The organism is Amycolatopsis sacchari (genome assembly GCF_900114035.1).
Lineage (GTDB): Bacteria > Actinomycetota > Actinomycetes > Mycobacteriales > Pseudonocardiaceae > Amycolatopsis_E > Amycolatopsis_E sacchari.
Window position 1 is genome coordinate 124,620 of the sequence record NZ_FORP01000002.1, and the last position, 26,351, is coordinate 150,970.

A 26,351-nucleotide genomic window follows, 5' to 3' on the forward strand; every position below is an offset into this window, starting at 1 on the left:
CGCGTTGACCGACGACAAACCCCCGGAGCCGGAGCCGAAGCCTCCCGAAACTCCGGAAAACCCGCCGCCGCAGGGGAACCGCGACGCCGAGGACTCCTCCGGCGCCCAGCCGCCGGGCCGCGACGAAGCCGTGAAACAGCTGCGTGGCGAGGCTTCCGCACTGTCCACCGCCCGCTTCGGCAAGATCACCGCGGAGGGCATCGGCAGGCTCGAAGGCCTCAACGTCAACGTCTTCCAGGGCGAGTTCACCGTCGAGGGGGACTTCCTCACCGGCGGCGGCGAGCGCAGGCGTGCGCCGAGGCGGGTCACCACGTCCGCCGTGAGCGCCGAAGCGATCGCGGAGGTCGACGACCACTTCGTACGCCCGGCGGACTTCGAGTCCGGGGTGGACGTGCTGTCGACGGGCAACCTCGTCGTCTTCTCCGGACCGGAGACGACCGGCAGGCGTACCCGCGCGCTCGCGACCGTCCTCACCGTGCTCCGGGAACGCGAGCTGCCCGGCGAGGTGCTCACGCTCGGCGAGCACGTGCTGGGCAACCCGAACTGGCGCATCCCGCCGGGCGCGTGCGGGCTGCTGGTGGTGGACCGGCCCAACGCGCAGCGCAAGTACGCCGCGGAGGGCATCGGCGACCTGTGGCTGACGGAGACGTCGAAGCGCCTGGCCGGGCAGGGCGCGTTCCTCGCCGTCGTCACCGGTCCCGTCCGCGGGTCGCTGGCGTCCGCGCCCCGCGCGTCCGACTTCGTGCTCGACGACCTCGAACTGCCCGATCCGATGGAGATCGTGCGCAAGCGCGTCCGCGGCGAGCTGCCGTGGCTCGCCGGTGAACTCGACGACCGGCTCGCCGGCACCGAACTGGCGCTGCTGCTCGCCGAACGGGACGACCCGGGGTTCGCCCAGCGGGCCGCCGCCGCGGTTTCCGAAGCGCTGCGGACCGAGGCCGACCTCGCCGCGGCCGTCGCGAAGCTGCGCAACGCCGAGGAGCAGGTGCGGGAGTGGCTGGACCGCGCGCCGGAGCTGGAGGAGATCGCGTTCGTGCTCGCCACCGCGACGCTGGAGGGGGCGAGCTACCTCAGCATCGCGGACGCGGCGGTCGCCCTGTACCGCAAGCTCAGCGGCAAATCCGGCGCGCTGACGCCGCGATACCTGCGGGGCCTGGCGGCGGGCTGGCGCTGGATCGACCGCACCGACACCGACGGCACGCCCACGCTGCGGTTCCGGCACGACCGCCTGCGTCCCGTGGTCCTCGCGCTCACCTGGACCGAACTGGACGGTGCCAGAGCCGACGTCCTGGACTGGCTCAAGAGCCTCAACGAGCACAGCGACGTCGAGGTGCGGGCCAGGGCCGCGCAGGCCGCCGGGCTGCTCGCGAACAACGACTTCGACCACGGCGTGCACCGTTTCCTGCTGCCGTGGGCGGGGGCGGCGTCCTTGCGGCTGCGGCAAAGCGCCGCGTACGGGCTCAACGTCGCCGCGACGCTGGGCAGGCACGCCGACCGCGCTTGGTCCTATGTGGAGCAGTGGGCTGACCTCGTGCACTCGACCGGCTCCAGGCGGTTGCCCGCGACCGCGGCGATCGCGGCGGGCGGACCGCTCGGCGTCCGGTACCCCGACCGCGCGCTGCGGGTGCTGCGCGCGCTCGTGTGCGACGGGCACTGGGGGCTGCTGGAACCCGCGGCGGTGAGCACGCAGGCGTTGCTGGAGGCGGGACGCGTCGGCGAGGTGCTGACCGCGTTGCTGGACTGGACGAAACCGGCGAGGGTGACCGAGCCCGTGGAGAAGGCGCTGACGATGTTCGCCTTCGCCGCGCTGCCACCGGATTCCTCCGCGCACGACTGGCCGCTGCTGCTCCGGCACGCCGACGAGCACCGCGAAGCGCTGCCCGAGCTGTGGGGCAGGGCGCTGGCCTGCGAGCCGGTGCGCCCGCTGGCGCTGGACGCGCTGCGCGAGTGGGTCCGCGTGGCCGACCGGGACGACGAAGCGTTCGACGTCGTGCTGAGCCTGCTGGGCGGTATCGCGGACCGGGGTGAGAGCGACTACTCGCGCCTGTGCCACGCGCTCTACGACTGGGCCACCGACCGCGAGCTGCCGTCGGACGCGGCCGCCGAGCTGCACGACGAACTGGTGGAAGCAGGGGAAGGACCGGGATGACGCAGACCTACGACCCGATCATCGAGGTGACCGAGCTCCGGCGATTCCGGCTGCTGGAGCCGTTGCGGGCGCCGGCGCTGGGCACGGCGCTGGTACTGGAACCCGCGACCGGCAAGCCGCTGGTGGTCCGCCCCGGCGACCGGGTGCCGGACTCGCGGACGGGGCACTACCGCCGGGTGCACCTGATCAACACGGCCAACCGCGGCCTGGAGTTCACCGAGACGGTCGCGAGCGCGGACCCGGCCTTCCCGTTCACCGTCACCGTCGGGTTCGGCTGCCAGGTGACCGATCCGGTCGCCATCGCGAGGGACGGGGTGCGGGACATGACCGCGGCGCTGGCCCCCGCGCTGGGCAAGATCGTCAGGGACGTCGCCGCGCGGTACGACCCGTTGCGGCCGAGCCAGGCCGAGGCCGCGATCACGAGCACGCTCAACTCCGCCTACCCCACGAGCGCCGTGCGGCTGACCGGGTTCACGGTGCGAGTGGTGACGGACGACGCGGCCGAGATCATGACCACCAGCCGCGAGCTGCGGGTGCAGGAGATGCGGCGGGACGCCATGCGCCCCATCGCGGGCGGTGGCAGGGAGGAGATGCTCGCGCACGTCATGGCGCTGACGCACGGCGACCCGACTCCCCTGCTCGACCGCGAGGAGGAGGCCAGGGAACGCGAAACGAGGGCCAAGCTCGACGTGCTGCGCACGCTCATGGGCTCCAGCGAGAACCTGGAGGGCTTCGACACCTCCGAGATCCGCAAGCAGGCGCTGACCGCGTTCTTCCCCGGTGACAGCCCGCTGATCGGCGGCAAGCGCGGCGGGATCAGGGACCGCATCGACCGCACGAAGCCGCGGAAATCGCTCGAGGACGGCGGGGTGGTCGAGGGCAACACGCCGGAGGAGCCGGCCGAGCCGAAGGACAACGGTGGCGAGCGGCGGGCGAGCAGGGTGCGGGGCACCGCCAGTGCGCCGGCGAAGTCCACGGAAGACTGACGTGGAGGTCCGTCCGGTGCTGCGTGGCTCCGCGAAGCTGTGGCAGCACGAGGAAACCGGTTTCGCCGCCGTGGGCGTGTGCACCGAGCGGATCGCCGAACGGGGTGAGGACGCCGATCCACTGCTGCTGTTCCACCGGCCCACGCGCCACGGCCTGCTGGCGGTCTTCGACGGCGTCGGCGGCGCGGGCCGCGGCACGGCAGGACGAGCGGGCACCGGCCTCGACCGCACGCAGGCCTGGGTCGCGTCGCGGCGCGTCCGCGGTCTGGTCGAGGAGTGGTTCACCACGGACCGCACGGGCGACCTGCGTGAGCGGATCGTCGCCCGCCTCGCGGCGGGCACGCGCCGGGGCAGCCGCGTCCGCGGCAGCATCGCGCGGGAGTTCCCCAGCACGTTCGCGGGGCTGGCCTTCCAGCTCGGCGAGACGGGCGTGCGGTGGGAGGTGCTGTGGGCCGGGGATTCCCGTTGCTACGTCGCGGAACCAACGCTCGGGCTGCAGCAGCTCAGCCGCGACGACACCGACTCCGCCGACGCGCTCGAACTGCTCGTGCAGGACCCGCCGATGACGAACATGGTCAGCGCGAGCCGCGACTTCCAGCTCAACCGCTGGCAGGGTTCGACGCTCCGCCCCTGCCTGCTCGTCTGCGCGACCGACGGCTTCTTCGGCTACGTCGACACGCCTGCGGAGTTCGAGTACCTCCTGTGGGACACGTTGCTGTCCGCGCAGGAGATCACGCACTGGTCGGCGCTGCTGGCGGAGCGCGTGACGGCCTACACCGGGGACGACGCCTCGCTGGTCGTGGCCGCGCTCGGGTTCCGGACGTTCGACGAGCTGCGGGCGAGTTTCCGGACCAGGCGGGACCTGCTGCACACCGAGCACGCCGAGCCGATGCGGCTCGCCCGCGAGCACGGCAGGGCGGCGCTGGTCCCGGCGCGCGAACGGTCGTGGCGGCTGTACCGGCGGCTCTATGAACGGCGGCTGCCCGGCGCGGAGGGGGAGGTCCGGTGAAGCTCGGCGAGACGGTCAACGGCTACCTGGTCGTCAGCAAACCGACGAACGCCGGCGCGGGCAAGTGCCTGTGGGCCTTCGCGGAGAAGGACGGCCAGGAGTACTTCGTCAAGGAGTTCCTCGAACCGAAGCGGCCGAAGCCGGATTCGATGGGCTCGATCGAGGACAAGCAGCGCCGGTACGCGGAGTGCCGCCGCTTCGAGGAACGGCACCGCAGGGTCGCGTCGTTGCTGCGCGCCGACCACCCGCTCGCCGGGAACCTCGTGCTGACCAAGGACTTCTTCGCCGAGGGCACGCGCTACTACAAGGTCACGAGGCGCATCAGGGGCGAGGATCGGCAGCCGCACGAACTCGACTCGGAGCGGCAGGCGATCGTGCTGCGCACCCTCGCCGACAGCCTGGCGCTGCTGCACGAGCACGGGATCGTGCACGGCGACCTCAAGCCGGACAACGTGCTGCTGTACCGGCCGCCCCGCAGTGACGTCTACACCGCGAAGCTGATCGACTTCGACGACGCCTACCCGGCGGGAGAACCACCGGACCCGGACTCGATCGGCGGCAACCCGGTCTACGGCGCACCGGAATGGTTGCGGTACGTGCGGGGCGACCCGGGCGCCGAACTCACGCAGGCGGCCGACATGTTCGCGTTCGGCCTGCTTATCCACACGTACCTGTTCGGTGCCCCGCCGGCGGTTCCGCCGGGGTACGACTCGGCGGCGGCCGCCGTGCTCGCCGGGGAACCGCTCACGTGGGACCCGCGGCTCGCAGGCGCGCCGGCCGGGCTGCTGCGGGCGCTGGCGCACGCCGATCCGGGGCAGCGGCCGGACATCACCGCTGCCGCGGCCGTCCTGTCCCGCGACGGGGCCAACCGGGTGCGGATCAACCTCGCCGGCCGTACCCGGGTGCCGCCGGGATCGGGCCGCCTCCGCATCAACCTCACGGGAAACGGGAGAAGGTCATGAGCGCGCAAGGCAACAACCTGCAGTACGCGGTCGACATCGTGCTGTGCGTCGACGCGACGCTCAGCATGCGGCCGATCCTCGACGACGTGAAGCACAGCGCGCTGTCGTTCCCCGGCAGGCTGGCGCAGGAGATGAAGGACAAGGGGCGCGGGATCAGCAGTCTCCGGCTCAAGGTCATCGCCTTCCGCGACTTCGGCGACCGGGCCGACGACGCGATCTCGGAAAGCCCTTTCTTCTCGGTGCCGCACGAACTCGACGACTTCGAGCGCACGGTGCGGGAGCTGACACCCAGCGGTGGCGGCGACGAGCCGGAGTCCGGGCTGGAGGCACTGGCGCTCGCGATGGCGTCCAAGTGGGAGACGGGGCTCGACCGGCGGCGGCACGTGATCGTCGTGTTCACCGACGCGCCCGCGCACCCGCTCGGCGACCGCCGGCAGCGCGCGGCGCACACCTACCCCGCCTCGATCCCGTCCTCTTTGGACGGACTGTTCGAGCAGTGGGGGCACCGGCAGAGCCCGCACGCGCTGATGGAGAACTCGGCCAAGCGGCTGCTCGTCTTCGCACCCGAGGAGTACCCGTGGACCGACATCGCCGACGACTGGAACCACACCCTGTTCTTCCCGTCGACGGCGGGCGAGGGGCTGGAGGAGTGGGAGATGGACGAGATCATCGCGACGATCGCCAACAGCCTGTGACCAGGCGGCTGTTCCGGTCCCGAGCCCGCCTGGAGTGGCGGTACGAACCGGGTCCCGGTCACGAACTGCGCCAGTACCTCGGCGGGGCGCCGACCGGCCGGGTCGCGATCACGGCGTGGGACTGTCCTGATCGGACACACCTGGTGGGGCCGGACGTCTTCCTGATCAGGGACCACACCACGCTCACCGTCACCGAGCAGCCGCGGCACGGGCTGGGCAGCGCGGTCCGGCTGCAGGTCGCGCTCGCCTCGTGCCGGGACGCGCAGCTGGTGGACGAGCCGGGGCTGCCCGGTACCGCGCCGATCCGGTTCACGTTGACGGTCCGGCTGGGCCGGGCCGCGGTGGACGTGCCGCTGTGGTTCTCCGCCGGGTCACGGCCGTTCCTGCAGCGGCTGGCGGCGGAGATCCAGGCGGGTGCCGTGGTGGCGCGGAAGAAGCGGGCGGCGGAGGTGCTGACCCCGCTCGTGGTGGACACCGCGCCGGGCTCCGCGGAGTGGATCGTGTTCCGCGCCAGTGGCGACGAGGATGCCGTCGTGCCGCGGTGGAGCGGGGAGGTTCCGTGACGGCGGCCTGGGTGTGCGACTCGTGCGAGACCAACAACCTGCCGGGTGCGGCGACGTGCCGGAACTGCCACCGTGCGCCGGGGAGTGCGCGGGGTGTGCCGGAGCAGGTGTCGTTCACGTCGCCCGAGGAGCCTGAGCCGACGTTCGTGGAGTCGAAGCACGCCGAGCCACCGCGCATCACGCTCACCCCGCCGCCTCCGCCGCCACCGCGTCCGGTCCGGCCCGCTCCGCCGCCGCGGTCACCGTTCGCGCCCCCGCCCAGGCCGCCGCGGCCGAGCCGGGCGATGCCGGGTACCGGGAAGGTCGTGCTCGGCACCGCGGGGGTGATCCTCGGGATGATCGTCGTGAGCAGGGCGATGAACTCGCACGACAGCACGAGTCCGGCTGCCACGCCCCCGGTGTGTCCCGCGGTGGTGGCGCGGTGGCTGCCGGGTGGCGCGGCCACGCTGGTCGTCCAGTACCGGACGGACAAGCACGTGGTCACGCTGTGCCGGGACGGCTCGGGACGGTTGTACTACGACGGTCAGGTGCGGGGCGCTCCGGCGGATTCCGAGAACCACATCTCGCTCGCGGCGACGGAAACGCCGAGCGGGTACGTCGCGCGGAACGGGCCTTACGTGTACGAGATCGTCGGTTCGCAGTTGACGGTCACCAACCAGGGCAGGCCAGTGTCACGGATGCCGCTGACGCAGGTAGCGCCGTGACGCCTCACAGGCGCCACTGCCACCCCGCCTCACGCAAGGCTTCCGCGCGCGCCAGAACGGCGTCGAGGCGGGTGGCGGATTCCTCGGCACGCCAGTAGCGTTCGGAGGCCGTGGTCTGCGTGGAATGCTTGCGGTACAAGGTACTCGGCTCGGCGATGAACACCCCGGGCGCCACGGCCTCGGCCGCGAGGAGGAGGCCGATCGTCTCGGCGCCGGTGAGGGCGGGCCAACCGCCGAGCGCGCGCACGAGGGCCGTGTGGGCCGCGAACGTCGCCGCCAGCACGGACAGCCGGTCCGCGCACTGCTCGGCGAGGAAGCGGCCGGGCTCGACCGGACCGTCCGGCGGGTCGTACGGCCCTGGCACGGTGGAGCCGTCGGGCAGCAGGTCGAGAGCAGCTGAGGTGCACCAGGCGGCCGTGCCCAGCGCCTGAATGTCCCGGTCGAGCGCACCCGGCAGGAGGACGTCGTCGGCGTCGAAGGTGCGCAGGAGTGTGCCGGACGCGCGAGTCAACGCCATGGTGCGCGCAACGGCGGCGCGGGCGGGGAGTCCGTGCCCGATCCGCACCCGCTCGTCCGGCGGCAGGACGCGCTCGGCCAGCCCGGTGTCACCGTCCTCCTGGAGGCACCACTCCCAGTCCCAGCCGTCGGGCAACTCCTGCTTGACGAGGGATTCGTACGCCTCGGCGAGGTAATCGCGCGCACCGGGGTGAACGGCGCTGATGACACTGATCGTCGGCACGGGATCATCCTGTCAGGAGGGGGTGACGCGACCTGCGACGATCCCTGGGCCTTGGCCACAACCAGCCTCTCGCTATACTGAAACGACACTTTCGTTTTCCCGCTCCCGTAGTGACCCATCGCGTCCCTCGCGCCGCCTGACATGGTCGTCACCCCACTTCCCAGGGCCAGGAAGGACACACCGTTGTCAGTACCCGACGTCAGCACCCACACGATCTCCGAACTCGTCTCGCTCGCCGGACGGGTGGCAGTCGTCACCGGTGGCGCACGGGGGATCGGCTACGCGATCGCGAACCGGTTCGCCGAAGCCGGCGCCCACGTGGTCGTGGCAGACCTCGACAAGGCCGCTGCCGAACAGGCCGCGCAAGAAATCAGTGGCGAGCACGGCGCCCGTTGCCTCGCGGGAGTAGTTGACGTAGGCAACGAACAAGCGGTCCGAGACCTGGCAGACCGCGTCGTTCGCGAACTCGGCAGTCCTCACATCTGGGTCAACAACGCAGGGCTGTACCCGGCGAAAAGCCTTTTCGAGGTGACCGAGGAAGATTGGGATCTGGTTCTGGACGTCAACCTCAAGGGCGCGTTCATCGGCGCCAAAGAGGCCGCGAAGAAGATGATGGACGCGAAGAGCCGGGGGGTTATCATCAACATGACCTCCGTCTCGGGTTACCGCGCATCATCACGGGGAAATCCCGCATACGTATCCGCGAAACACGGCATCCGAGGATTGACCAGGAGCCTCGCCACCCAGTTGGGACCGCACGGCATCCGGGTTCTTTCAGTGGCCCCGGCTACCGTCGAAACCCCGGGACTCCAGCAGAGCCGCAAAGAGGTGGCGGCGCGCGGCGTCCCGCAGATCGACTCCCACCAGCTGAAGCCCCTGGGCAGGGACGGGGTTCCGGACGACATCGCCCGAGTCGCGCTCTTCTGCGCCAGCGATCTTTCGATGTTGATGACTGGTAGCACGCTCGTCGTCGACGGAGGCGTGCTCGCGGTCCTGTAGCGGAGGAAGTCACTCCCTTCTCGGCGGGCGCGGGCTGGTAGTACACCGAAAGGATGGAGTACCGGCGTCTCGGCAGTTCGGGTGTGCGAGTTTCCTCGGTGAGCCTCGGCTCCTGGCTGACCCACGACCAGACCCGCGAAGGCGAGGCGATCGCTTGCACCAGGCGAGCTCACGAACTCGGGGTGAACCTGTTCGACACCGCGAACGAGTACCAAGCTGGCCGAGCCGAGGAGATTCTCGGAAAGGCACTACGGCCGTTACCGCGGGACACGTACCTGGTAGCGACGAAAGTGTACTTCCCCATGGGGAGTAGCCCGCTTCAGCGCGGTCTTTCCCGTAAACACGTGATGACACAGGTCGAGCAGTCCCTGCGCCGACTCGGCGTGGACTACATCGACCTGTACCAATGCCACATGTTCGACGAGGAGACACCGGTCGAAGAGACCGCCCGGACGATGAACGACCTGATTCGCGCAGGGAAGATCCTCTACTGGGGAATATCCAACTGGTCCGCGGAGCAGATCAAGAACGTCGTCCACGCCTGCGACTCGCACAACTGGGAGCGTCCGGTCAGCAACCAGGCGCAGTACTCAGCCCTGTGGCGCAAGATCGAACGCGAGATCCTGCCCACGTGCTCCGACCACGGTATGGGCGTGCTCGGCTTCTCACCACTCGCCATGGGCGTTCTGAGCGGCAAATACCAACCCGGCGCAGGCCCTCCCGAAGGAACAAGGGCACAACGCAGCCTTGGCCCCCTTGACTGGCGGATGAACCATTTCCTGGCCGACCGAACCCTGGCAGCGGTGCGGGAGTTCGGGCAACTCGCCGCGGATTGCGGCTACAGTTCCGCCCAACTCGCGCTCGCGTGGTGCCTGCGCCTGCCAGAAGTCTCCAGCGTGGTCATCGGCGCCTCGCGACAGAAGCAGCTGGAGGACAACATCCAGGCAGCCGGAATCAGCATCGGTCCAGATCTTGAGCGCACCATAGCGGCCATACTGGCCCCCTTCGCGGTCACGGACGACAGTTTCCCCGACCGAGCTCCACAGCAGGTGCCGACATAGGAAGGGTCAAAACGGGTCCCCTACCGGCATGGTGGACACCCCTCAGCACTGAGCCCTACCGGCAGCGCACCCGCATCGCCGCCCAGTCGGCGTGGTCGGCGAAGTTGCCGTCGCCTCCGCTGTGGTTCACCAGCTTCAGCTCCCGCACCCCGCGCACGTCCAGCACCGCGGAGGCCGGAGGGCCGCCCGCCCGCCGCAGGCCGCTGTCGAACAGCAGGCGGCCGTCCCCGTAGGCGAGGAAGCGGGCGGTGCCCTTGACGTTGTGCGGGCCGGGCCACGTGATGCCCAGCACCTCGTCGTCGACGCCCGCCGTGGTTTCGAACGTGCCGCAGCGGCCGCCGAGGTAGTACGCGACCTGCGCCGACGCGTACGTGCCCAGTCCGGTCGCGAACTGCCTGCCGCCGAGGGTGAGCGTGCCGCCCGCGCAGTCACCGCAGAAGTCGTCCGCGCCGAACGAGTGGTCCACTTTCATCGGCAGGTACCAGCCGTTGTCCGTCTGCAACCGGGGATGGCCGGACAACGCCACGTCCCCTGCCGGCGGCGCGGGCGGGACCACGACCTGTGCCGCCGAACGGTACTTGCCGCCGGTCAGTTCGAGCGCGGCGTGCGTGGCGCCCGGTGGCGGGAGCACCTCGAACCGTGCCGTCACCGGCCGCCCGGCGACCGACACGACGCCGTCCTGCCGCAGCAACCGGACCCGCCAGCCCGCCGGAGCCGCCAGCCCGACCTGCTCCACCGGAACTGGGAAAGCGCTTTCATTGCGGACGGAGACCGTGACCGGCGTGTCCTCGACGAACCCGGTGTCCGTGGACAGGGTGACCTGTGGTTCGATCCACATAGGACTAACCGAGACCCGGAACAACACCACGCCGTGCGGCGGCACCTGCGCGGAAATCCCGCCTACGGTCGAAGTCGAGGTGTGCTGCCACAGATCCCGCAGCACGTAACCCGGCGACTGCGGCAAGCCGACCGCCCGCGCGTCCGTGCGGATTTCGGTGCTCGTGGCGCCTCGGTTGAACAGGGCCACCGCCACGTCACCGCCCGCGAGCCTCCTGGTCCAGACCTCACGATCACCGTCGCTGCCCAGCCGGTCCCCCGGCAAGCCGAGCGGGTCCTGGTCGACGGCGATGACCTCGCGGTTGCCCAGGATGTCGAGCGTCTCGCGGTCGGCGGTGCGCACGTCGTTGCCCATCAGCAGCGGCGCGGCCAGCACCGACCACAGGCTCAGGTGTGCCCGGTACTCCTCGGCGCTCATGCCGCCGTTGCCGATCTGGAGCATGTCCGGGTCGTTCCAGCCCTGCCCGCGACCGGCCCTTGTGGACAGTCCAGTCTCCTCCTCGGTGTTGCGCAGCAGGGAAGACCACTGGTCGTCGATGTCGGCCGAGGTTCGCCACAGGTCGGCGGGGCGGCTCGGCCACGTCCACGGGTTGCCGTGCCGCGACACCCCCAGCACCACGCTGCGGCCGGTGGCGTCCAGTGCGGCGCGGAACCGCGTCGTCAGCTGGTACGGATCGCCCTGTGCCCCGCACCAGTCGAGCTTGACGTAGTCCACTCCCCAGTCGGCGAAGTCGCGCGCGTCCTGCTCGTAGTGCCCGCCGCTGGCCGGACGGCCCTCGCAGGTCTTGGCACCAGCCGCGGTGTAGATCCCGAACCGCAGGCCGCGGGCGTGGACGTACGACGCCAGTGCCGCCATGCCCGACGGGAACGTGACGGGATCGGCGGTCAGGTGCCCCTCGGTATCGCGGGCGGACGCCCAGCAGTCGTCGACGTTGACATAGCGGTAACCAGCGTCCCGCAGCCCGGTCCGGACCAGTGCGTCGGCGGTCTCCTTGACGATCGTTTCCGTGATCCCGCAACGGAAGCTGTTCCAGTCGTTCCAGCCCATCGGCGGCGTCGTCGCGCGGGGCGGAGCGGCGGAGGCCGGGTGGGCCGGAACCAGGACGAGTGCGATCCCGCTGAGCGCGGCCGTGCCCCAGCGCACGAAACGAGCGAACATGTCTCGACTTTAGGACGGTTCTAGAAGGTCTGCCTGCCGATGCGGCGAAACGCCTGGGGAGCGAACGCAGGCATGATCCCGTCCACCGCTTCCTGCGGCGACGCTAGGCCCCGGCGTGCACGAGCTCCTCGGATTCCAGCAGTGGTGCGGGTTTCCCCAGCAGGTGCAGGTCGAGGAATGCCCGCACGTGGTCGCGCGTCAGCCGGGAAACGCGGTCCGCCGGCAACGCCGCGCCCGCGTCCAGGCCCGCCTGTTCCCCGAGCAGGCCGATGTCGGTGAACGAGCCGTGCAGCGCGCCGCGCACCGTGTACCACCGTTTCCAGCCGGTCAGCAACGCCCACGCGGTCTCCCACGTGTCCGCGGCGGGTCCGCTGCCGCGCGTGTACTGGGCGGCACGGCCCATGAACAGGAACGGCGTCGCGAGACCGGGTTCGAGCAGCGCCGGGTACACGGTGCCGTCGATGTTGACGCCGGCCTGGATCCGCGGGTCGGCCGACACGGCGGTGAGTGCGCTCGCGCCGCCGACGGAGTGACCGGCCATCGCGATCCCGGACGGTTCGAGATCGCGAGTCAGCTCGTCGAGCACGAAGGAGGCGTCAGCGGCACGGCCTGCCACCAGCTTTTCCCAGAAAGCCCCGTTCCGCCTGGAGTTCCCGGCCAGGCACGTCGCGAGGCGCCCATCGGGGAACGTCGTCGCCGCGCTCTCGTGGGTGTGGTCGATCCCGGCGACGAGGTAGCCGTGGCTCGCCAGCTCCTCGGCCAAGCCGGAGAGGATGGCGCGGGGTTTGCCGAAACCGGGCGAAAGCAGGACGAGCGGGCCGGTGCGGTCCGCGACCGGCACGTCGTCGTACGCGTGGGTCCGCGTCGTGCTCAGGACGTCGGGAGGCAGCCCCACCACGTGACCGGCCCGCAGCACGAGTTCCGACTCCAGTGGCGTCAGGTAACCGTTCCGCCTGGTTCCGGGGGCGGCGGCGGGGAACCACAGGGTGAGCATCAGCTCCCGCGGTTGCTCCACCGGCAGCCAGGGGTCGCTGCGCGCGTGGTCGACGAGGTGCAGGGCCCGCGCTCCGACCGGGTGGGGTCCGGTGGGCTCGGGCAGGCGGAGGGCGATCGGGGTCACGGGACCGAGTGTGGCCACCGCCGTCACCCCGGCACATCCGGAACATCCCTGGTTTCTTCACCCCACCGCGGCCCGGATCGTCTCGCGGAGCCACCGTTGCGCCGGGTCCGCGTCGAGGCGGGCGTGCCAGCTCAGGCGTACCTCCACCGCCGGGAGCTCGGCCCCCACCGGGAACGCGCGGATCCCCAGCGGCGGGCCGTACTGCTCCGCGAGCCGCGACGGGACCAGCCCGACGTAGTGGCTCGACGCGACGAGCAGCACCGCGACCGCGAACGTGGGCACCACGGCGGCCACGTGCCGGTGCAGGCCCGCCGCCTCCAGCGCGTCGTCGAGCGGGCCACGGGACCTGCCCCGCCGCGAGGCCGACACGTGTGGGTACCGGCACAGCTGCGCGAGCGTCGGACGCCGGTGACGGCCCAGCGGGCTGTCGGCCCGGACGATGCCGACCAGGCGTTCCCGGTACAGCGGGGCCGTCCGCAGGTCGGGCGCACCGGGCTCACCCACGCCGATGTCGAGGTCGACCGAGCCGTCACGCAGGGCCTCCGTGCTTTCGCTGCCCTCCGCGACGAACCGCAGGGTCACGCCGGGCGCGACCGCGGAAACGGCTTCCACCGCGGCCGTCGCGAGCGTCGCCGCCACGCCGTCGTTGATGCGGATCGTGAAGGTGCGGTTCAGTTCGGCGACCGGGACCTCGCGGTCGGCGCTGATCAACGCCGACGCCTCGTCCAGCAGCGAACGCACCCGCGGCGCGGTGCGCAGCGCGAACGGCGTCGGCACCATCCCCCGTCCCGCGCGCACCAGGATCGGGTCGTTCATCGCTCGCCGCAGCCGCCCCAGCGCCCGGCTCGTCGCCGGGATGGACAGGTGCAGGCGCTCGGCGGCGGCCGTCACGCTGCCCTCCTGGAGCACCGCGTCGAACACGCGCAGCAGGTTCAGGTCGAGATCCCCGTACACAGTTGCAGCGTACGCAAATACTCATTATCGAAGTTGCGTGGCACGAACATCCTCCGAATTCCTACCGTCGGAGACATGCCGCTCAACCTGCTGACGCCTCAAGAAACCCGACGTGGCCTGCTCTCGGTCATGTGCGCGTGCGTCGTGCTCGTCGTCGGGATGGTCGCCGCGATCAACCTCGCGGTCCCCCTGCTCGCCGCGAGCACGCTGCACCCTTCCGCGTCCGCGCTCGTGTGGATCGTCGACACCTACGTGATCTTCTTCGCCTGCCTGGTGATCCCCGGTGGCGCGGCGGGAGATCGCTTCGGGCGCAAGGGAACCCTCCTGGCCGGACTGGTGCTGTTCGCGGCGGGCGCACTCGTTTCGGCGATCGCACCGGACGTCGCCGTGGTGCTGGTCGGACGTGCCGTCACCGGCATCGGCGCCGCCGCCGTGCTGCCCAACACGCTGGCCGTGCTGCTGCACGCCGTGCCCGCCGAACGCCGGGGCCCGACGATCGCGACCTGGGCGTCCATGACGGGTATCGGCGGCGTCATCGGCAACGTCGGCGGCGGCGCCGTGCTGACGGGCGGGTCATGGCGCTGGCTGTTCGCCGCCGTCGTGCCGGTCGCGCTCGTGCTCGTCGCGGCCGTGGGGCGCATCGCCCCGGTTTCGCCACGCCACGACCGGCGCCTCGACCCGCTCGGTGCCGTACTGCTCGTCGCCGCCTCGATGGCGCTGCTGCTCGGCATCGTGCAGGGGCCGGAGGCGGGCTGGGGCAGCCCCGTCGTCGTCACCGGTTTCGTCGCCGCCGCGGTGCTGTTCGCGGCTTGGACGATCGTCGAACTGCGGGTCGAGCACCCGCTGCTCGACCCGAGGCTGTTCCGCCTCCGCGGGCTGCGCGGGGCGTGCCTCGGCATGACGGTGATCTTCTTCGGCATGTTCGCGCTGTTCTACGTCAACGCGTCGTTCCTCCAGTACGGCAAGGGGTTCGGCGTGCTGCTGACCGGGCTCGGGATCGTGCCGCTGACGCTGCCGGTCATCCTCGGCGGACGGCACGTCGGGCACCTGTCGGCGCGGATCGGCCTGATGGCCACCGTCGCACTCGCGTTCCTGTTCGTCGGGGTGGGCCTGCTCGGGTTGTCGTTCAGCGGCACGGAGACGTCCTACCTCAGCTACGCGGGGTGGCTCGTCCTGACCGGGATCGGCGTGACGCTGGCACTTCCGACGTTCTCCGGCGTGATCGCGGGGTCCCTGCCACCGGCCCAGGCCGGGGTCGGCACGGGGTTGCAGGCGACCACCCGCGAGTTCGGCAGCGCGCTCGGCGTGGCCGTCATCGGCACGGTGCTCACCGCGCGGTTCACCGCCGCACTGCCCGCGGACCTCCGCGGGGCGCACACCGTGGCACAGGCACTCGCCGACGCACCCGGACGCGCCGCGGACGTCGTGGCCGCGTTCGTCTCGGCCGCGGATTCCGGGCTGCGGCTGATCGGGGTGGCCGTGCTCGTCCTCGGGGCGATCGTCGTCCCGCAAACCAGGAAAGGGTCCTGACCATGCACATCTTCATCACCGGCGACCGGCATCGGGACCACAGTTCGGCACGGGGATGGCCGCCGACGGCGAGGCCGCGCGAGCGCTCCTCCGCTGGGTCCCCAGCGCCCGACTCTCTCTGAAGACCTTGCCGCCTACTTCTGAAAGGAAGACTGATGTCCGAGTTCGAAGCCAACGTGACCGCGTTCATGCTCGTCAAGACGACGCCCGAGTGGCTGCGCCTCACCGTGGAGGAGCGCGTGGCGGCCTTCGAGAACGAGGTCGTGCCCGTGATCAAGAGCAAGGCGCGGGGAGTCCGGTCGCGCTTCTTCGACACCGAGTTCTACTCGGCTCGCGCCACCGACGTGTGGATGTGGGAGGCGCGGGACCACGAGTCGTACCAGCTCGTCGTCGAGGCGCTGCGGGAAACCCCGTTCTGGGACAAGTACTTCGAAGTCGTCGAACTCCTCGTCGGCGTCGAGAACGGCTACGCCAGGAACTACGGGACCCGGGCGCCGACGAGCATCAGCGCCTGACCTCCGCGTGCTGGGGCCGCCGAGCGGGCGCCCCCAGCACGCGGCGACGCGCAGGATCACGGCCAGGCTCAGCGAGTTCAACAGCGCGTGGGTGACCGCCTCGCGTCGGCGAGCGCCTCCGGCGACGTTGCGTCCGGGGCGCTGACCGCCGGGCGGTTCACAGCACGTGCTCAAGGCGGATCGGCAGCCTGCGTGGCCGCCGTCCGGTCGCGTGGTGCACCGCGTTGGCGATCGCCGCCGCGACGCCGACCATCGCGACCTCGCCGAGCCCCTTCACGCCCGCCGCGTTGAACAGCGGGTCCGGCTCGTCCACGAAGTCGACGTCGATGCTGTGCACGTCGGCGTTGACCGGGACCGGGTACTCCTCCAGCGTGGGGTTGAGGAAGCCGCCGAACCGCTCGTCGACCTCGCTCTCCTCACGCAGCGCCGCCCCGATGCCCCACACCACGGCACCGCGCACCTGGCCGGCCGCCGTCACCGGGCTCGCCACGCGACCGCAGTCGGCGACGCTGACCACCCTCGGCACCCGGATCCGCCGCGTGCCCGCTTCGATGCGGACCTCGACGAAGTGCGCGATCCAGCTGAACGAGCTGAACTCCCCGAACTCGGGACCGGCGATCGCCACCAGCCCGGCACGCGAGCGTTCGAGCATCTCGGGCAGTGTGTTCACCTCGACCTCCACCGGCCCGCCCACCGCCGCGACGCAGGCCGCGACGTCGACGTCCCCGGAAGCCGCCGCGTTCAGGTGTTTCCGCAGCTCGATAAGTCCTGATTGGACAGCGGGCAGCGCTGTGGCCGTGCCCCACGAACCCGCCGTGAGGTGCTGCGGCGCGACGCGGGTGTCACCGACCACCACGACGACGTCCGCGACCGGGATGCCGAGGTCCCGCGCCACGGTCAACGCGATGGCCGAGCGGATGCCCTGTCCCATCTCGTGCCCGTCGACGCTCACCGTCACCTTGCCGTCCGCGGTGGCGGACAGGTGTGCGACCGCGGGCGCGACGTTGCACGGGTACGCCCCCGCCGCGACGCCCCAGCCGATCGTCGAACCGTCCGGGGCCACCATCGACCCGGGTTCGGGGTTCCGCTCCGCCCAGCCGAAGCGCTCGGCACCCCGGCGCAGGCACTCGGCGAGGTGGCGGCTGGAGAACGGCTTGCCCGTCACGGGGTCCAGCGCCGTGTCGTTGGCCAGCCGCAGCGCCACCGGGTCCTGTCCCGTGGCGTACGCGAGTTCGTCGATCGACGACTCGAACGCGAACGCCGCCGGGCTTTCGAAGGGCGCCCGCATGTACCCCGGCGTCTGCACGTCGGTCCGCACCAGCCGCTGGCGGCCGCGGAACGCCGGCACGCCGTACAACCGGGACGTGATCTCCGTTGCGGTGCAGGGGAAAAGATCGTGCCGCGACGTCTGCTGGTCCACCTCGTGCACGGCGGCGAGCAGCCGGCCGGACGCGTCGGCGCCGAGTCGCACGGTGTGGCGGGTGGTGGGCCGGAAGCTGGCCGCGTGGAACGTCTGCGGCCGCGGCAGCACCAGCTTCACCGGACGGCCGAGCCGCCGCGAGACGACCGCCAACGGCCCGAGGTGCGGTTGCAGCGAGTTCTTCTGCCCGAACCCGCCACCGAGGTACGGCGAGCGGATCTCGACGTTCGCCGGGTCGATGCCCAGCTGCCGCGCCAGCCCGCCCCGCAGCGCGCCCGCGTTCTGCGTGCCCTCGTGCACGACCACGGTGTCACCACGCCATTCGACGACGCTGCTGATCAGTTCCATCGGAACCTGGTGCTGCGGCGCGTGTTCGTAGGTGCCCTCGATGCGCACCGGGCTCGCCTCGAACGCCGCGTCCGCGTCCCCGACCTTGATATCGGCCAGGAACGGCAACGGGATCGCCTCCTCCTGCACCACGGTTTCCGCACCCTCGGCGTCGAGCCCGACCGCGAACGGCTCCGGCTCGTACTCCGCGGTCACGAGGTCCGCGGCCTCCGTCGCGGCGACGAGCGTGTCGGCGACGACGAGCGCGATGGGCTGGCCGCGGTACGCGACCCGGTCCCCCAGCAGCGGCTGGAAGCTCTGGAACCCGTACCCGCCGCCCATGATGAAGCTGCCCTCGGCCAGCTCACCGGGCTCGAACCGCGTCACCACGAGGCGCACGCCCGGCACGGCCTCGGCGGCCGCCGTGTCGATCGACACGATCCGGCCCTTGCCGACGTGCGCGGTCGCGAACATCGCGTGGGCCACGCCTTCGGGCACCCGGTCGGCGCCGTAGACGGTCCTGCCGGTCACCTTGTCGTAGGCGTCGACGCGGCGGTTGTCGATGGCGGTCATCTCGTGGCTCGCTCTCCGGCAATGCGCACCGCGTCAGCGACCGTGCGGATGCCCAGTTCGACTCGGAACCCGTTGTAGTTGCCGGGGCGCGCACCCTCGAACGCGATCTCCCCGGCTCTCCTGGCGTTTTCCGGCGTCATCGCGCGGCCCGGCAGGTACTCCTCGGCAGCGGTGGCCCGCCACGGCCGTGTGGCGACACCACCCAGCGCGATGCGGCACTCCCCGACGACGCCCTGCTCGTCGAGGGTCAGCGCGACGGCCGTCGAAGCCAGCGCGAAAGCGTAGGACTCCCGGTCGCGGATCTTGTGGTAGGTCGAGCCCCGGCCGGCGGCGGTCGCGGGCACGCGGATGCGCACGATCAGCTCGTCCGCGGCCAGCGTGTGCTCGCGCGCGGGGTCGTCGCCGGGCTCGACGTGCAGTTCGGCGAGCGGCACGGTGCGCTCGCCGTCCGGGCCGACCACGTCGACCACGGCGTCGAACGCCAGCAACGCGATCGCCCAGTCACCGGGGTAGGTCGCGATGCACGCGTCGGAACCGCCGAGCAGCGCGTGCGCCCGGTCGTGGCCGCCGATAGCGGCGCAGCCGCTGCCCGGGTTCCGCTTGTTGCACGGGAACTCCGGGCCACCGCGGAAGTAGGCGCACCGCGTGCGCTGCAACAGGTTGCCGCCCACGGTCGCCATGTTGCGCAACTGCTGGGAAGCCGCGCGCCACAACGACTCCGACAATGCGGGGTAGTCGGCGCGGACGACGGGGTGGTCGGCGACGTCGGCCATCCGGGCACCCGCGCCGAAGACCAGCTCGTCCGCACCGGCCTCGATCCCGTCCAGCCCGGGCAGGCGGTGCACGTCGATGACGGCGGGTGGCGCCTCGATGCCCAGCTTCATGAGGTCGTACAACGTCGTGCCACCGGCGAGGATCTTCGTGCCCGGCACCGCCGAACGCAGCGCGTCGACGGCCGCGTCCACGGTTTCCGGGACCACGTAGGCGAAGGACCGCATGGCGTCACGCCCCGTTCCGCGCCGGGCCGGCGGCTTCCCGCACCGCGGCGACGATGCCCACGTAGGCACCGCACCGGCAGATGTTGCCGCTGAGGTACTCGCGGATCTGGTCGTCGTCGGTGTGCCCCTCGGCGATGCAGGCCAGGCCCGACATGATCTGCCCCGGCGTGCAGTAACCGCACTGCAGCGCGTCGTGGTCGATGAACGCCTGCTGCAGCGGGTGCAGCCCGCCGTCCGGCCCGGCGACACCTTCGATCGTCGTCACCTCGCGCCCGGCGGCCTGGACCGCCGGGGTCAGGCACGACACGACCCGCCTGCCGTCCACGTGCACCGTGCACGCACCGCAGTGCCCCTGGTCGCAGCCCTTCTTCGTGCCGGTCAGGACGAGCCGCTCACGCAGCACGTCGAGCAGCGATTCGCGTGGATCCACCTGGAGGCGGACCTCCTGCCCGTTGACGGTGCAGGACAGCTCCGCGGTGGGGTCGTCGGTCATGCCGCGACAGTAGGTCCGCCGGCCGCACCACCGCTTTCCCCTGCTTGCTGCGGGTGACCCCGTTTATTGCTGCTGGTTGCGGTAGACCGTGGGTGTCACGCCGGTTTCCCGCCGGAAAGCCGTGGCCAGGCGGGAAGGCGTCGCGAACCCGCACAGGTGGGCGATCTCCGTCACGGGCAGGTCGGTGCGGGTGAGGTAGCGGCGGGCCTGGTCGAGCCGGATCCCGTTGAGGAACCGGTAGGGCGTCTGCCCGGTGGCGGTCTTGAACACGCGGAGGAAGTGGAACGGGCTCAGCTCGACGGCCGCCGCGATCTCGGTGAGCGTCAGCGGCAGGTGCTGGTTGTCGCGCATGAACGCGATCGCCTGCCGCACCCGCAGGTCCTCGCTCCGCACGGGCGCCGGGGCGGGTGCGGACGCGTGCCGGGTCAGCAGGTGTGCGGCGAGGAACGCCGCCGCCGTCTCCGCGTACAGCTCGTCGGCCCCCGCGAGTGCGGCCTCGCCGAGCCCCGCGACGATGGCGGCGAGCACGGGGTCCTCCGCGACGAGCGCGTCGGGACGGCTGACGCGCGAGGCGTCGCGGCCGTACAGCTCCGCCGCCGTCCGCTCCAGCAACCCGGCGGGCAGGTACACGTGGGTGCTCGCGGTGGGACCGGAGCCCCACCAGCGCAGGTGCGAATCGTGGTGGGGCGCGGTCATCCCGATCCGGCCCGGCCCGTATTCGGCGCTGTGCCAGCGAGCGCCGCTCTTCGACTCGATCGTCTTGCTGCCCTCCGTGATCAGCACGAGGGTCTGCTCCGCGGTCGCGGGCAGCAGGACCTCCTCCGCCACCGGGTCGTTCGCGTACGAGCGGACGAGCAACGACCGCCAGCCGTTGTCCCGCCAGCTGCACAACCGGAGCCGCGCGACCGAGTCCAGGTCGAAAGCCAGTGCGCCGAACACGTCATCCTCCGGTGAGCACGCCGATGGCGACGCCGAGCGTCGCGGTGTTGTAGAGGAAACTCAGCACCCCGTGCGAGAGTACGCGCGTGCGCGCCGCTGTCGTGAGGGTTTCGACGTCGGACACGGCGAACGTGGTGCCGACGGTGAACGCGAAGTAGGCGAAGTCGGCGAACACCGGGGTCTCCGTGCCGGGGAAGGCGAACTGGCGCTCCGGCAGTGACCGGTAGTACGCGTGCGCGTACCGCTCGGCGTATCCGAAGTGGAGGATCGCCCACGCCAGGAGCACCGCCGGCACACCGAAAACGCGCGCGACCAGATCGCTGCTCGCGTCACCGGTGCCCAGCACGATGGTCAGCCCGGAGGTGATGCCGACCATGCTGGTGAACACCGTGAAGAACAGCCCGCCCCGGCCGCCGAGCAGGTGCTCCCGCCGGCGCGGCCCACCCCGCTTCCGCACCAGCCGCCCGATCCTGGAGGTGAGGTAGCCCACCGCCAGCAGGTCCCAGCAGGCGATGAAAACGGGGCTGTCGAACAGGAACACGCACACGCCGACGGCGAGCAACGCGATTTCGAGCAGCCGGCACAGCACGGCACGGGCCTTGTTCAGCACGAGTCGCGGACAGTACCGAACGTGTTGACTGGGAGTGCCACTCCTACCGTCGGGCACCCCGTTCTGCTTACGCTCACACGGTGGAGGAGGACAACCGGCTCGGTGAGTTCATCAGGGCGCGGCGCACCGTCGCCGATCCCGCGCACCTGGGTTTCGCCGACTCGGGCCGCAGGCGGGGCACCGGGTTGCGGCGCGAGGACGTGGCGACGATGGCGGGGATCAGCACGGACTACCTCGCACGCCTGGAGCAGGGCCGGGAGCGCAACCCGTCCGACCAGGTCCTGCGGTCTCTCGCCGAGGTGCTGGACCTCGACCCCGAAGCGGTGGAGCACCTGTACCGCCTCGCGCGGCCGCGTCCCCGCCGACGCCGGGTCACCCGCGTGGAGGAGGACCTGCGGCGGCTGATGGACACCTGGACGCACACCCCGGCGATGATCGTCGGGCCACTGCTGGACGTCCTCGCCGCGAACCCGCTCGCGCAGGCCCTCTACGCGCCCGCCGGGCCGGAGCCCAACCTCGCGCGGTTCTGCTTCCTCGGCCCCTCCGCGCCGGAGTTCTACGCCGACTGGGAAGCGGTGGCGCGCAAGGGAGTCGCGGCCTTGCGGATCGCCGCGGGCGAGGACCCGGACGACCCGCGGCTGACCGACCTCATCGGCGAGCTGACGGTGAAGAGCGCCGAGTTCGTCCGCCTGTGGTCCCGGCACGAGGTCCGCGACAAGAAGCACGAGCCGATGCGGATCCGGCACCCGCAGGTGGGTGAGTTGGACCTGACGTACCACTCGTTCACGGTGAACAGCGCGCCGGGGCAGCAGCTCAAGATCTTCCAGGCGCCGCCGGGCAGCGCGACCGAGGAAAGGCTGGCACTGCTGGGATCGCTGCGGGCCGGTCATGAAGTCGGTTGAGGCGCTGCTGCCGCTGGTGCTCGACAGCGTGCCGCAGCCGGTGTGGGTGGTGGACGCCGAGGGCCTCATCCTGTTCGCCAACCAGGCCGCGGTGAGCGCACTGGGCTACGACGACCTGTCGCAGCTACGTGGCCTGCCGAGCCACGAAACCGTGCACTACAAGCGGGTCACGGGTGAGCCGTACCCCGCCGTGGAGTGCCCCATGCTCCGGCCGCGGCTGACGGGCGAACCGGCACACGGCGACGACGACTGGTTCGTGCGCCGGGACGGCTCGCTGTTCCCGATCGCGTGGTGGTCCGCGCCGCTCGACCTCGACGGCAGTCCAGCACTGGTCTACTCCTTCACCGACCTGACCGAGCGGCGGGCCGCCGAGCGCATGATCCGCGAACGTGACGCGGCCGAGGTGCGGGCGGTGGAATCCCGTGCGGCACAACGGCGCATCGTGGAGAACACCGCTGAGGTCCGCCGCCAGATGGCCCGGGACCTCCACGACGGCGTGCAGCAACGGCTCGTCGCATTGCTGATCGGGCTCCAGCTGGCGCGCGAGGAATTCCCGCCAGGCGAGGCCGAACTGGTCGACGACGCGATCAAGCAGGCGCAGGCCGCGATCGACGACCTGCGGGACCTAGTCGCCGGGATCCACCCCGCGATCCTGACCTCACGCGGGCTCGTGCCCGCGGTCGAGGCGCTCGCCGCGCGCACGCCGCTGCCCGTGGTGATCACCGGGAACCTGTCCCGGCGGCTCCTGCGGACCGTCGAGGTCAACGCGTACTTCGTGGTGTCGGAGGCGATCACGAACGCCGTCAAGCACGCCCGCGCCGGCGAAATCGGCATCGACCTCAGCGCGGACGACACCACGCTGACGCTCGAAGTCCGCGACAACGGCGCCGGCGGCGCCGGGCTCGACGGGCCGGGCACGGGGCTGATCGGCATCGCCGACCGCATCACCGCGCTCGACGGCCGGTTCTCGCTGTCCTCACCCCCGGGCGGCGGCACCACCCTGCGTGCCGCGGTGCCCCTCACCTGAGCGTGGGGTTTGCCCCATTGCGGACACCGTGCGGGCGGGAGAAGCTGGGGCCATGGGTTTCACGGTGCTGGTGGTCGACGACGACCCGGGGTTCCGGCGAGTGGCGGGCCGCCTGCTCGCCGTCCGCGGGTTCGAGGTGATCGGCGACGCGGCCGACGGCGACCAGGCGCTGACCGAGATCCGGGCCCGCCGTCCGGACGGCGTCCTGCTGGACCTGAACCTGCCCGACACCGACGGGCTCACGCTCGCGGAGCGGATCAGCCGGGAACCGGCCGCCCCCAGCGTGGTGCTGACGTCCACGGACATGACCGGCTACGCCGAGCGCACCCTGGCCGAGGCCGGGATCCGCGCGTTCGTCCCGAAGGACCAGCTCGTCGGGGCCGACCTCGCCGGGTTGTTCACCGCCCCAGGTACCTGAGCACGGCCAGCACCCGCCGGTGCCCGGTCGCCGCGTCGGTCAGGCCCAGCTTGCTGAAGATCCCCGTCACGTGCCGCTCGACGGCGGGCACGGTGACGACGAGTTTGGCCGCGATGCCCGAGTTCGAATGGCCTTCCGCCATCAGCGCGAGCACTTCCCGCTCCCGCTGGGTGAGCGTGTCGAGCGGGCCGCCCGCCCGCTTGCGCCCGACGAGCCGGGCGATCACGTCGGGGTCGAGCGCCGAACCGCCGTCGGCGACCCGGCGGACCGCGTCGATGAGCAGGTCCGGGCTCGCCACCTTCTCCTTCAGCAGGTAGCCGACGCCCTCCGCGCGGTCCCCCACCAGATCCATCGCGTAGGCGTCGTCGAGGTACTGGGACAGCACGATCACGCCGATCCCCGGCTCGGTGGACCGGATCTCGATGGCGGCACGCAGCCCCGCCTCGTCGAACCGCGGCGGCATCCGGATGTCGGTGATCACGACGTCCGGTTTGTGCTGCCGCGCCTCGTGCACGAGTTCGGTCGCCGTGCCGACCGCGGCCACCACCGTGCAGCCCGCGCGTTCGAGCATCCGCACGACGCCCTCCCGCACCAGCGCCTGGTCCTCACCGACGACGACTCTGATCTCCGCGCTCACTTCCGGAGCATATAACGAATTCCGGGCCCTGTGGAAAACCCCAGGGAAGTTCTGGGGCGCACTTCATGGTCGCGGGATCGCCGCGCGGGCAGGCTGGACGTCAGCAAGTCCACTTCGGATTCCGCGGGGAGAGGCGACCATGACGACGATGCTGACCGGACGGCCGCTGTCGACGCGGGAACGCGGCAGGCTGGGCGGGATGGCCGCCGTGATCGTGGGCCTGCACGTGGTGGGCTGGGGCGCGCTCGTGCTGCCGTCCGGCACGCGGGCCCTCGGGCTCGGTGTCGGGTTCACCGCCTACACGCCTCGGCATGCGGCACGCGTTCGACGCCGACCACATCTCCGCGATCGACAACACGACGCGCAAGCTCATGCAGCAGGGGCAGCGCCCGCTGTCGGTCGGGTTCTTCTTCGCACTCGGCCATTCCAGCGTCGTGTTCGGGCTCGCGTTGCTGCTGTCACCGGGTGTGGGGGCGGTGATCGGGCCGGTGCGGGACGGCAACTCGGCGCCGCACCACTACACCTCGCTCATCGGCACTTCGGTGTCCGGCACGTTCCTGTTGCTGATCGCCGCCGTCAACGTGGGCATCCTGAAAGTGTTGCGGGGCCTGCGTTCGGGCGCCGACGACGAGGCCGCGCTGGAGCAGGAGCTGGCGAACCGCGGGCTGCTGAACCGCCTGCTGGGCCGGTTCCCGAAGGCCATCGGCAAGCCGTGGCACATGTACCCGCTGGGCTTGTTGTTCGGGCTGGGGTTCGACACCGCGACGGAGGTGGCGCTGCTCGTGCTCGCCGATTCCGCGACCGTCGCGGGGCTGTCCGTCGCGGTCGTCGTGGTGATCGGCGCGGCCGAGCTGCTGTCCGTGTTGTCCGGCGAGTTCGGGCGGTCGGGCGCGTTCCGGTCGCCCGACCGCCCTTCCTGATCCTGACCGGAAATTTCGCTATCACAAGGAGAAAACCATGTCACACCACCTCGACTCGCCCATCGCGCGTCAGGACGTCCGCCTCGACATCACCGACCTGTACGTGTTCCGGGGTGAGACCGGCACGGTGTTCGTGATCAACGTCTGCCACTCGCTCGCCGGGGACATCCCGGTGCCGGGCTACCACCCCGAGGGCAGGTACGAGTTCAAAGTGGACACCGATGGCGACGCCGTGGAGAACCTGACCTACCGGTTCGTCTTCGGGGAACGCGACGCGCAGGGCAACCAAACCTACGTCGTGCGACGGCTGACCGGCGACGAGGCGACGGACGCCTTCGCACAGGGCGAGGTCGTCGCCGAGGGCGTGACGGGTGACGCCGTCACGGGCGTGTCCGGGCTGCGGGTCTGGACCGGCAAGGCGGGCGACCCGTTCTGGATCGAGCCCGACGTGCTGCACGCGGTGGGCCACGCGTTCCAGGACGGCACGAAGGTCGACCTCGGCGAGTGGACCGAGGCGCGGGCGACAAACTTGTTCGCCGGGCACACGGTGTACTCCATCGTGCTGGAGGTGCCGGACGCCGACCTCGGCTCGGGCCGCGTCGGGGTCTGGGCGGTGGCGACGCTCGCCACGGACGCGGGCGGCTGGCGTTCGATCAACCGTGTGGGCCTGCCGATGATCCACCCGCTGTTCACGCAGTTCAACGAGGACCTCGGCGACCGTCTCAACGCCGGCGTGCCGTCGGACGACTACGCCACCTATGGCGATCTGGTGAGCAAGGAGATCGCGGGCGTCGTCGCCGCGTACGGGACGGCCGAGGACCCGCAGGCGTACGGGGAGAAGCTGGCGCACCGGTTCTTCCCCAACGTCCTGCCGTACACCGTGGGCACGCCCGCGTCGTTCGGCTTCGCGGAGTGGAACGGCCGCGCACTCACCGACAACGCCCCCGACGTGATGTTCTCCACCGCCGCGAACACCCCGATCCGCCTCGGCATCGGCCGCGAGTCGGTCACCTCGAAGCCGACGAGCGCGTTCCCCTACGTGCCTCCGGTGGCTTGAGCCGATCGGCGGGGTACCGGCAATCCCGGTACCCCGCGGTTGTGGCGC

Annotated in this window: 26 protein-coding genes; 16 read left to right on the forward strand and 10 right to left on the reverse strand. The window is 71.2% G+C overall.

Going from position 1 to position 26,351, the window contains the following annotated elements:
- Positions 1–4 precede the first annotated feature (4 nt).
- The 7 genes from BMZ92_RS04670 to BMZ92_RS04700 are packed head-to-tail and all read left to right on the forward strand — an operon-like array spanning position 5 to position 7,068.
- Positions 5–2,149, forward strand: coding sequence for a hypothetical protein (locus tag BMZ92_RS04670; protein WP_091504470.1), 2,145 nt, complete (start codon positions 5–7; stop codon positions 2,147–2,149).
- Positions 2,146–3,135 carry a hypothetical protein gene (locus BMZ92_RS04675; protein ID WP_091504471.1) on the forward strand — a complete coding sequence of 330 codons (990 nt, stop codon included), beginning with the start codon at positions 2,146–2,148 and terminating at the stop codon, positions 3,133–3,135. Before BMZ92_RS04670 ends, BMZ92_RS04675 begins: the two co-directional genes overlap by 4 nt.
- Before the next feature lies 1 nt (position 3,136).
- Entirely contained in the window at positions 3,137–4,144 is a 1,008-nt protein-coding gene (locus tag BMZ92_RS04680) for a protein phosphatase 2C domain-containing protein (protein WP_245782899.1), read from the forward strand.
- On the forward strand, positions 4,141–5,106 hold the full coding sequence (locus BMZ92_RS04685; RefSeq protein ID WP_091504473.1) for a protein kinase domain-containing protein: 966 nt from the start codon (positions 4,141–4,143) through the stop codon (positions 5,104–5,106). The genes BMZ92_RS04680 and BMZ92_RS04685 overlap by 4 nt, the downstream gene beginning before the upstream one ends.
- On the forward strand, positions 5,103–5,801 hold the full coding sequence (locus BMZ92_RS04690; protein WP_091504474.1) for a vWA domain-containing protein: 699 nt from the start codon (positions 5,103–5,105) through the stop codon (positions 5,799–5,801). The genes BMZ92_RS04685 and BMZ92_RS04690 overlap by 4 nt, the downstream gene beginning before the upstream one ends.
- Positions 5,798–6,364 carry a hypothetical protein gene (locus BMZ92_RS04695; RefSeq protein ID WP_091504475.1) on the forward strand — a complete coding sequence of 189 codons (567 nt, stop codon included), beginning with the start codon at positions 5,798–5,800 and terminating at the stop codon, positions 6,362–6,364. The genes BMZ92_RS04690 and BMZ92_RS04695 overlap by 4 nt, the downstream gene beginning before the upstream one ends.
- Positions 6,361–7,068, forward strand: coding sequence for a hypothetical protein (locus BMZ92_RS04700; protein ID WP_091504476.1), 708 nt, complete (start codon positions 6,361–6,363; stop codon positions 7,066–7,068). Before BMZ92_RS04695 ends, BMZ92_RS04700 begins: the two co-directional genes overlap by 4 nt.
- Positions 7,069–7,072: 4 nt before the next feature.
- Here BMZ92_RS04700 and BMZ92_RS04705 read toward each other — a convergent pair whose 3' ends face one another.
- On the reverse strand, positions 7,073–7,807 hold the full coding sequence (locus tag BMZ92_RS04705) for a glycosyltransferase family protein (RefSeq protein ID WP_091504477.1): 735 nt from the start codon (positions 7,805–7,807) through the stop codon (positions 7,073–7,075).
- A gap of 183 nt (positions 7,808–7,990) precedes the next feature.
- Here BMZ92_RS04705 and BMZ92_RS04710 point away from each other — a divergent pair, with 183 nt between their 5' ends.
- Both BMZ92_RS04710 and BMZ92_RS04715 read left to right on the forward strand, forming a co-directional pair.
- Positions 7,991–8,806 (forward strand): SDR family NAD(P)-dependent oxidoreductase, encoded by an 816-nt coding sequence (locus tag BMZ92_RS04710; RefSeq protein WP_218153401.1) that lies wholly within the window; start codon positions 7,991–7,993, stop codon positions 8,804–8,806.
- A gap of 53 nt (positions 8,807–8,859) precedes the next feature.
- Positions 8,860–9,867: an aldo/keto reductase family protein gene (locus tag BMZ92_RS04715; protein WP_091504479.1), complete on the forward strand. Its 1,008-nt coding sequence runs from the start codon at positions 8,860–8,862 to the stop codon at positions 9,865–9,867.
- 55 nt (positions 9,868–9,922) lie between these two features.
- On the opposite strand, the gene BMZ92_RS04720 is transcribed toward BMZ92_RS04715, so the two are convergent.
- From BMZ92_RS04720 to BMZ92_RS04730, 3 genes are all read right to left on the reverse strand, one after another.
- Positions 9,923–11,863 (reverse strand): NPCBM/NEW2 domain-containing protein, encoded by a 1,941-nt coding sequence (locus BMZ92_RS04720; protein ID WP_091504480.1) that lies wholly within the window; start codon positions 11,861–11,863, stop codon positions 9,923–9,925.
- 103 nt (positions 11,864–11,966) lie between these two features.
- Complete coding sequence (locus BMZ92_RS04725; RefSeq protein WP_245782900.1) at positions 11,967–12,983, reverse strand: alpha/beta hydrolase family protein; 1,017 nt, start codon at positions 12,981–12,983, stop codon at positions 11,967–11,969.
- 57 nt (positions 12,984–13,040) lie between these two features.
- Positions 13,041–13,937, reverse strand: a complete 897-nt coding sequence (locus tag BMZ92_RS04730) for a LysR family transcriptional regulator (protein ID WP_091504482.1) — start codon at positions 13,935–13,937, stop codon at positions 13,041–13,043.
- A gap of 129 nt (positions 13,938–14,066) precedes the next feature.
- Between BMZ92_RS04730 and BMZ92_RS04735 the strand changes: the two genes are divergently transcribed.
- Positions 14,067–15,467, forward strand: coding sequence for an MFS transporter (locus BMZ92_RS04735; RefSeq protein WP_091504821.1), 1,401 nt, complete (start codon positions 14,067–14,069; stop codon positions 15,465–15,467).
- Positions 15,468–15,622: 155 nt separating this feature from the next.
- Positions 15,623–15,982, forward strand: coding sequence for a darcynin family protein (locus BMZ92_RS04740; RefSeq protein WP_091504483.1), 360 nt, complete (start codon positions 15,623–15,625; stop codon positions 15,980–15,982).
- A 157-nt stretch (positions 15,983–16,139) separates the two neighbouring features.
- Here the strand turns inward: BMZ92_RS04740 and BMZ92_RS04745 are convergent, their stop codons facing one another.
- The 5 genes from BMZ92_RS04745 to BMZ92_RS04765 form a co-directional block, all read right to left on the reverse strand.
- Positions 16,140–18,302 carry a xanthine dehydrogenase family protein molybdopterin-binding subunit gene (locus tag BMZ92_RS04745; RefSeq protein WP_143249792.1) on the reverse strand — a complete coding sequence of 721 codons (2,163 nt, stop codon included), beginning with the start codon at positions 18,300–18,302 and terminating at the stop codon, positions 16,140–16,142.
- Positions 18,299–19,300: an FAD binding domain-containing protein gene (locus BMZ92_RS04750; RefSeq protein WP_091504484.1), complete on the reverse strand. Its 1,002-nt coding sequence runs from the start codon at positions 19,298–19,300 to the stop codon at positions 18,299–18,301. Before BMZ92_RS04750 ends, BMZ92_RS04745 begins: the two co-directional genes overlap by 4 nt.
- A 4-nt stretch (positions 19,301–19,304) precedes the next feature.
- Entirely contained in the window at positions 19,305–19,793 is a 489-nt protein-coding gene (locus BMZ92_RS04755; protein WP_091504485.1) for a (2Fe-2S)-binding protein, read from the reverse strand.
- 63 nt (positions 19,794–19,856) lie between these two features.
- Entirely contained in the window at positions 19,857–20,732 is an 876-nt protein-coding gene (locus BMZ92_RS04760; RefSeq protein WP_091504486.1) for a helix-turn-helix domain-containing protein, read from the reverse strand.
- A gap of 1 nt (position 20,733) precedes the next feature.
- Positions 20,734–21,342: a DUF1345 domain-containing protein gene (locus tag BMZ92_RS04765; RefSeq protein ID WP_091504487.1), complete on the reverse strand. Its 609-nt coding sequence runs from the start codon at positions 21,340–21,342 to the stop codon at positions 20,734–20,736.
- An 80-nt stretch (positions 21,343–21,422) separates the two neighbouring features.
- Between BMZ92_RS04765 and BMZ92_RS04770 the strand changes: the two genes are divergently transcribed.
- Genes BMZ92_RS04770 through BMZ92_RS04780 form a run of 3 tightly spaced genes read left to right on the forward strand, consistent with a single transcriptional unit; the run spans position 21,423 to position 23,689 of the window.
- Complete coding sequence (locus BMZ92_RS04770; protein WP_091504488.1) at positions 21,423–22,244, forward strand: helix-turn-helix transcriptional regulator; 822 nt, start codon at positions 21,423–21,425, stop codon at positions 22,242–22,244.
- Positions 22,231–23,271, forward strand: coding sequence for a sensor histidine kinase (locus tag BMZ92_RS04775; RefSeq protein WP_091504489.1), 1,041 nt, complete (start codon positions 22,231–22,233; stop codon positions 23,269–23,271). Before BMZ92_RS04770 ends, BMZ92_RS04775 begins: the two co-directional genes overlap by 14 nt.
- A 52-nt stretch (positions 23,272–23,323) precedes the next feature.
- Positions 23,324–23,689, forward strand: coding sequence for a response regulator transcription factor (locus tag BMZ92_RS04780; protein WP_091504490.1), 366 nt, complete (start codon positions 23,324–23,326; stop codon positions 23,687–23,689).
- Here the strand turns inward: BMZ92_RS04780 and BMZ92_RS04785 are convergent.
- Positions 23,670–24,314: a response regulator transcription factor gene (locus tag BMZ92_RS04785; protein WP_218153408.1), complete on the reverse strand. Its 645-nt coding sequence runs from the start codon at positions 24,312–24,314 to the stop codon at positions 23,670–23,672. The two genes, BMZ92_RS04780 and BMZ92_RS04785, sit on opposite strands and share 20 nt — an antisense overlap.
- A 323-nt stretch (positions 24,315–24,637) precedes the next feature.
- Here BMZ92_RS04785 and BMZ92_RS04790 point away from each other — a divergent pair, with 323 nt between their 5' ends.
- Together BMZ92_RS04790 and BMZ92_RS04795 are read left to right on the forward strand one after the other, a co-directional pair.
- Complete coding sequence (locus BMZ92_RS04790; RefSeq protein ID WP_425425787.1) at positions 24,638–25,246, forward strand: HoxN/HupN/NixA family nickel/cobalt transporter; 609 nt, start codon at positions 24,638–24,640, stop codon at positions 25,244–25,246.
- A 37-nt stretch (positions 25,247–25,283) separates the two neighbouring features.
- The gene (locus BMZ92_RS04795; protein ID WP_091504492.1) at positions 25,284–26,303 is read left to right on the forward strand and encodes a DUF4331 family protein; all 1,020 of its coding nucleotides are present in this window, start codon (positions 25,284–25,286) and stop codon (positions 26,301–26,303) included.
- Positions 26,304–26,351 lie beyond the last annotated feature (48 nt).

Excerpts from the sequence above, each read along its gene's own strand:
- BMZ92_RS04675 (WP_091504471.1), top strand. The coding sequence starts at position 2,146 with ATGACGCAGACCTACGACCCGATCATCGAGGTGACCGAGCTCCGGCGA.
- BMZ92_RS04690 (WP_091504474.1), top strand. The coding sequence starts at position 5,103 with ATGAGCGCGCAAGGCAACAACCTGCAGTACGCGGTCGACATCGTGCTG.
- BMZ92_RS04715 (WP_091504479.1), top strand. The coding sequence starts at position 8,860 with ATGGAGTACCGGCGTCTCGGCAGTTCGGGTGTGCGAGTTTCCTCGGTG.
- BMZ92_RS04720 (WP_091504480.1), bottom strand. The coding sequence starts at position 11,863 with ATGTTCGCTCGTTTCGTGCGCTGGGGCACGGCCGCGCTCAGCGGGATC.
- BMZ92_RS04735 (WP_091504821.1), top strand. The coding sequence starts at position 14,067 with ATGTGCGCGTGCGTCGTGCTCGTCGTCGGGATGGTCGCCGCGATCAAC.
- BMZ92_RS04740 (WP_091504483.1), top strand. The coding sequence starts at position 15,623 with ATGTCCGAGTTCGAAGCCAACGTGACCGCGTTCATGCTCGTCAAGACG.
- BMZ92_RS04745 (WP_143249792.1), bottom strand. The coding sequence starts at position 18,302 with ATGACCGCCATCGACAACCGCCGCGTCGACGCCTACGACAAGGTGACC.
- BMZ92_RS04750 (WP_091504484.1), bottom strand. The coding sequence starts at position 19,300 with ATGCGGTCCTTCGCCTACGTGGTCCCGGAAACCGTGGACGCGGCCGTC.
- BMZ92_RS04755 (WP_091504485.1), bottom strand. The coding sequence starts at position 19,793 with ATGACCGACGACCCCACCGCGGAGCTGTCCTGCACCGTCAACGGGCAG.
- BMZ92_RS04775 (WP_091504489.1), top strand. The coding sequence starts at position 22,231 with ATGAAGTCGGTTGAGGCGCTGCTGCCGCTGGTGCTCGACAGCGTGCCG.
- BMZ92_RS04780 (WP_091504490.1), top strand. The coding sequence starts at position 23,324 with ATGGGTTTCACGGTGCTGGTGGTCGACGACGACCCGGGGTTCCGGCGA.
- BMZ92_RS04790 (WP_425425787.1), top strand. The coding sequence starts at position 24,638 with ATGCGGCACGCGTTCGACGCCGACCACATCTCCGCGATCGACAACACG.
- BMZ92_RS04795 (WP_091504492.1), top strand. The coding sequence starts at position 25,284 with ATGTCACACCACCTCGACTCGCCCATCGCGCGTCAGGACGTCCGCCTC.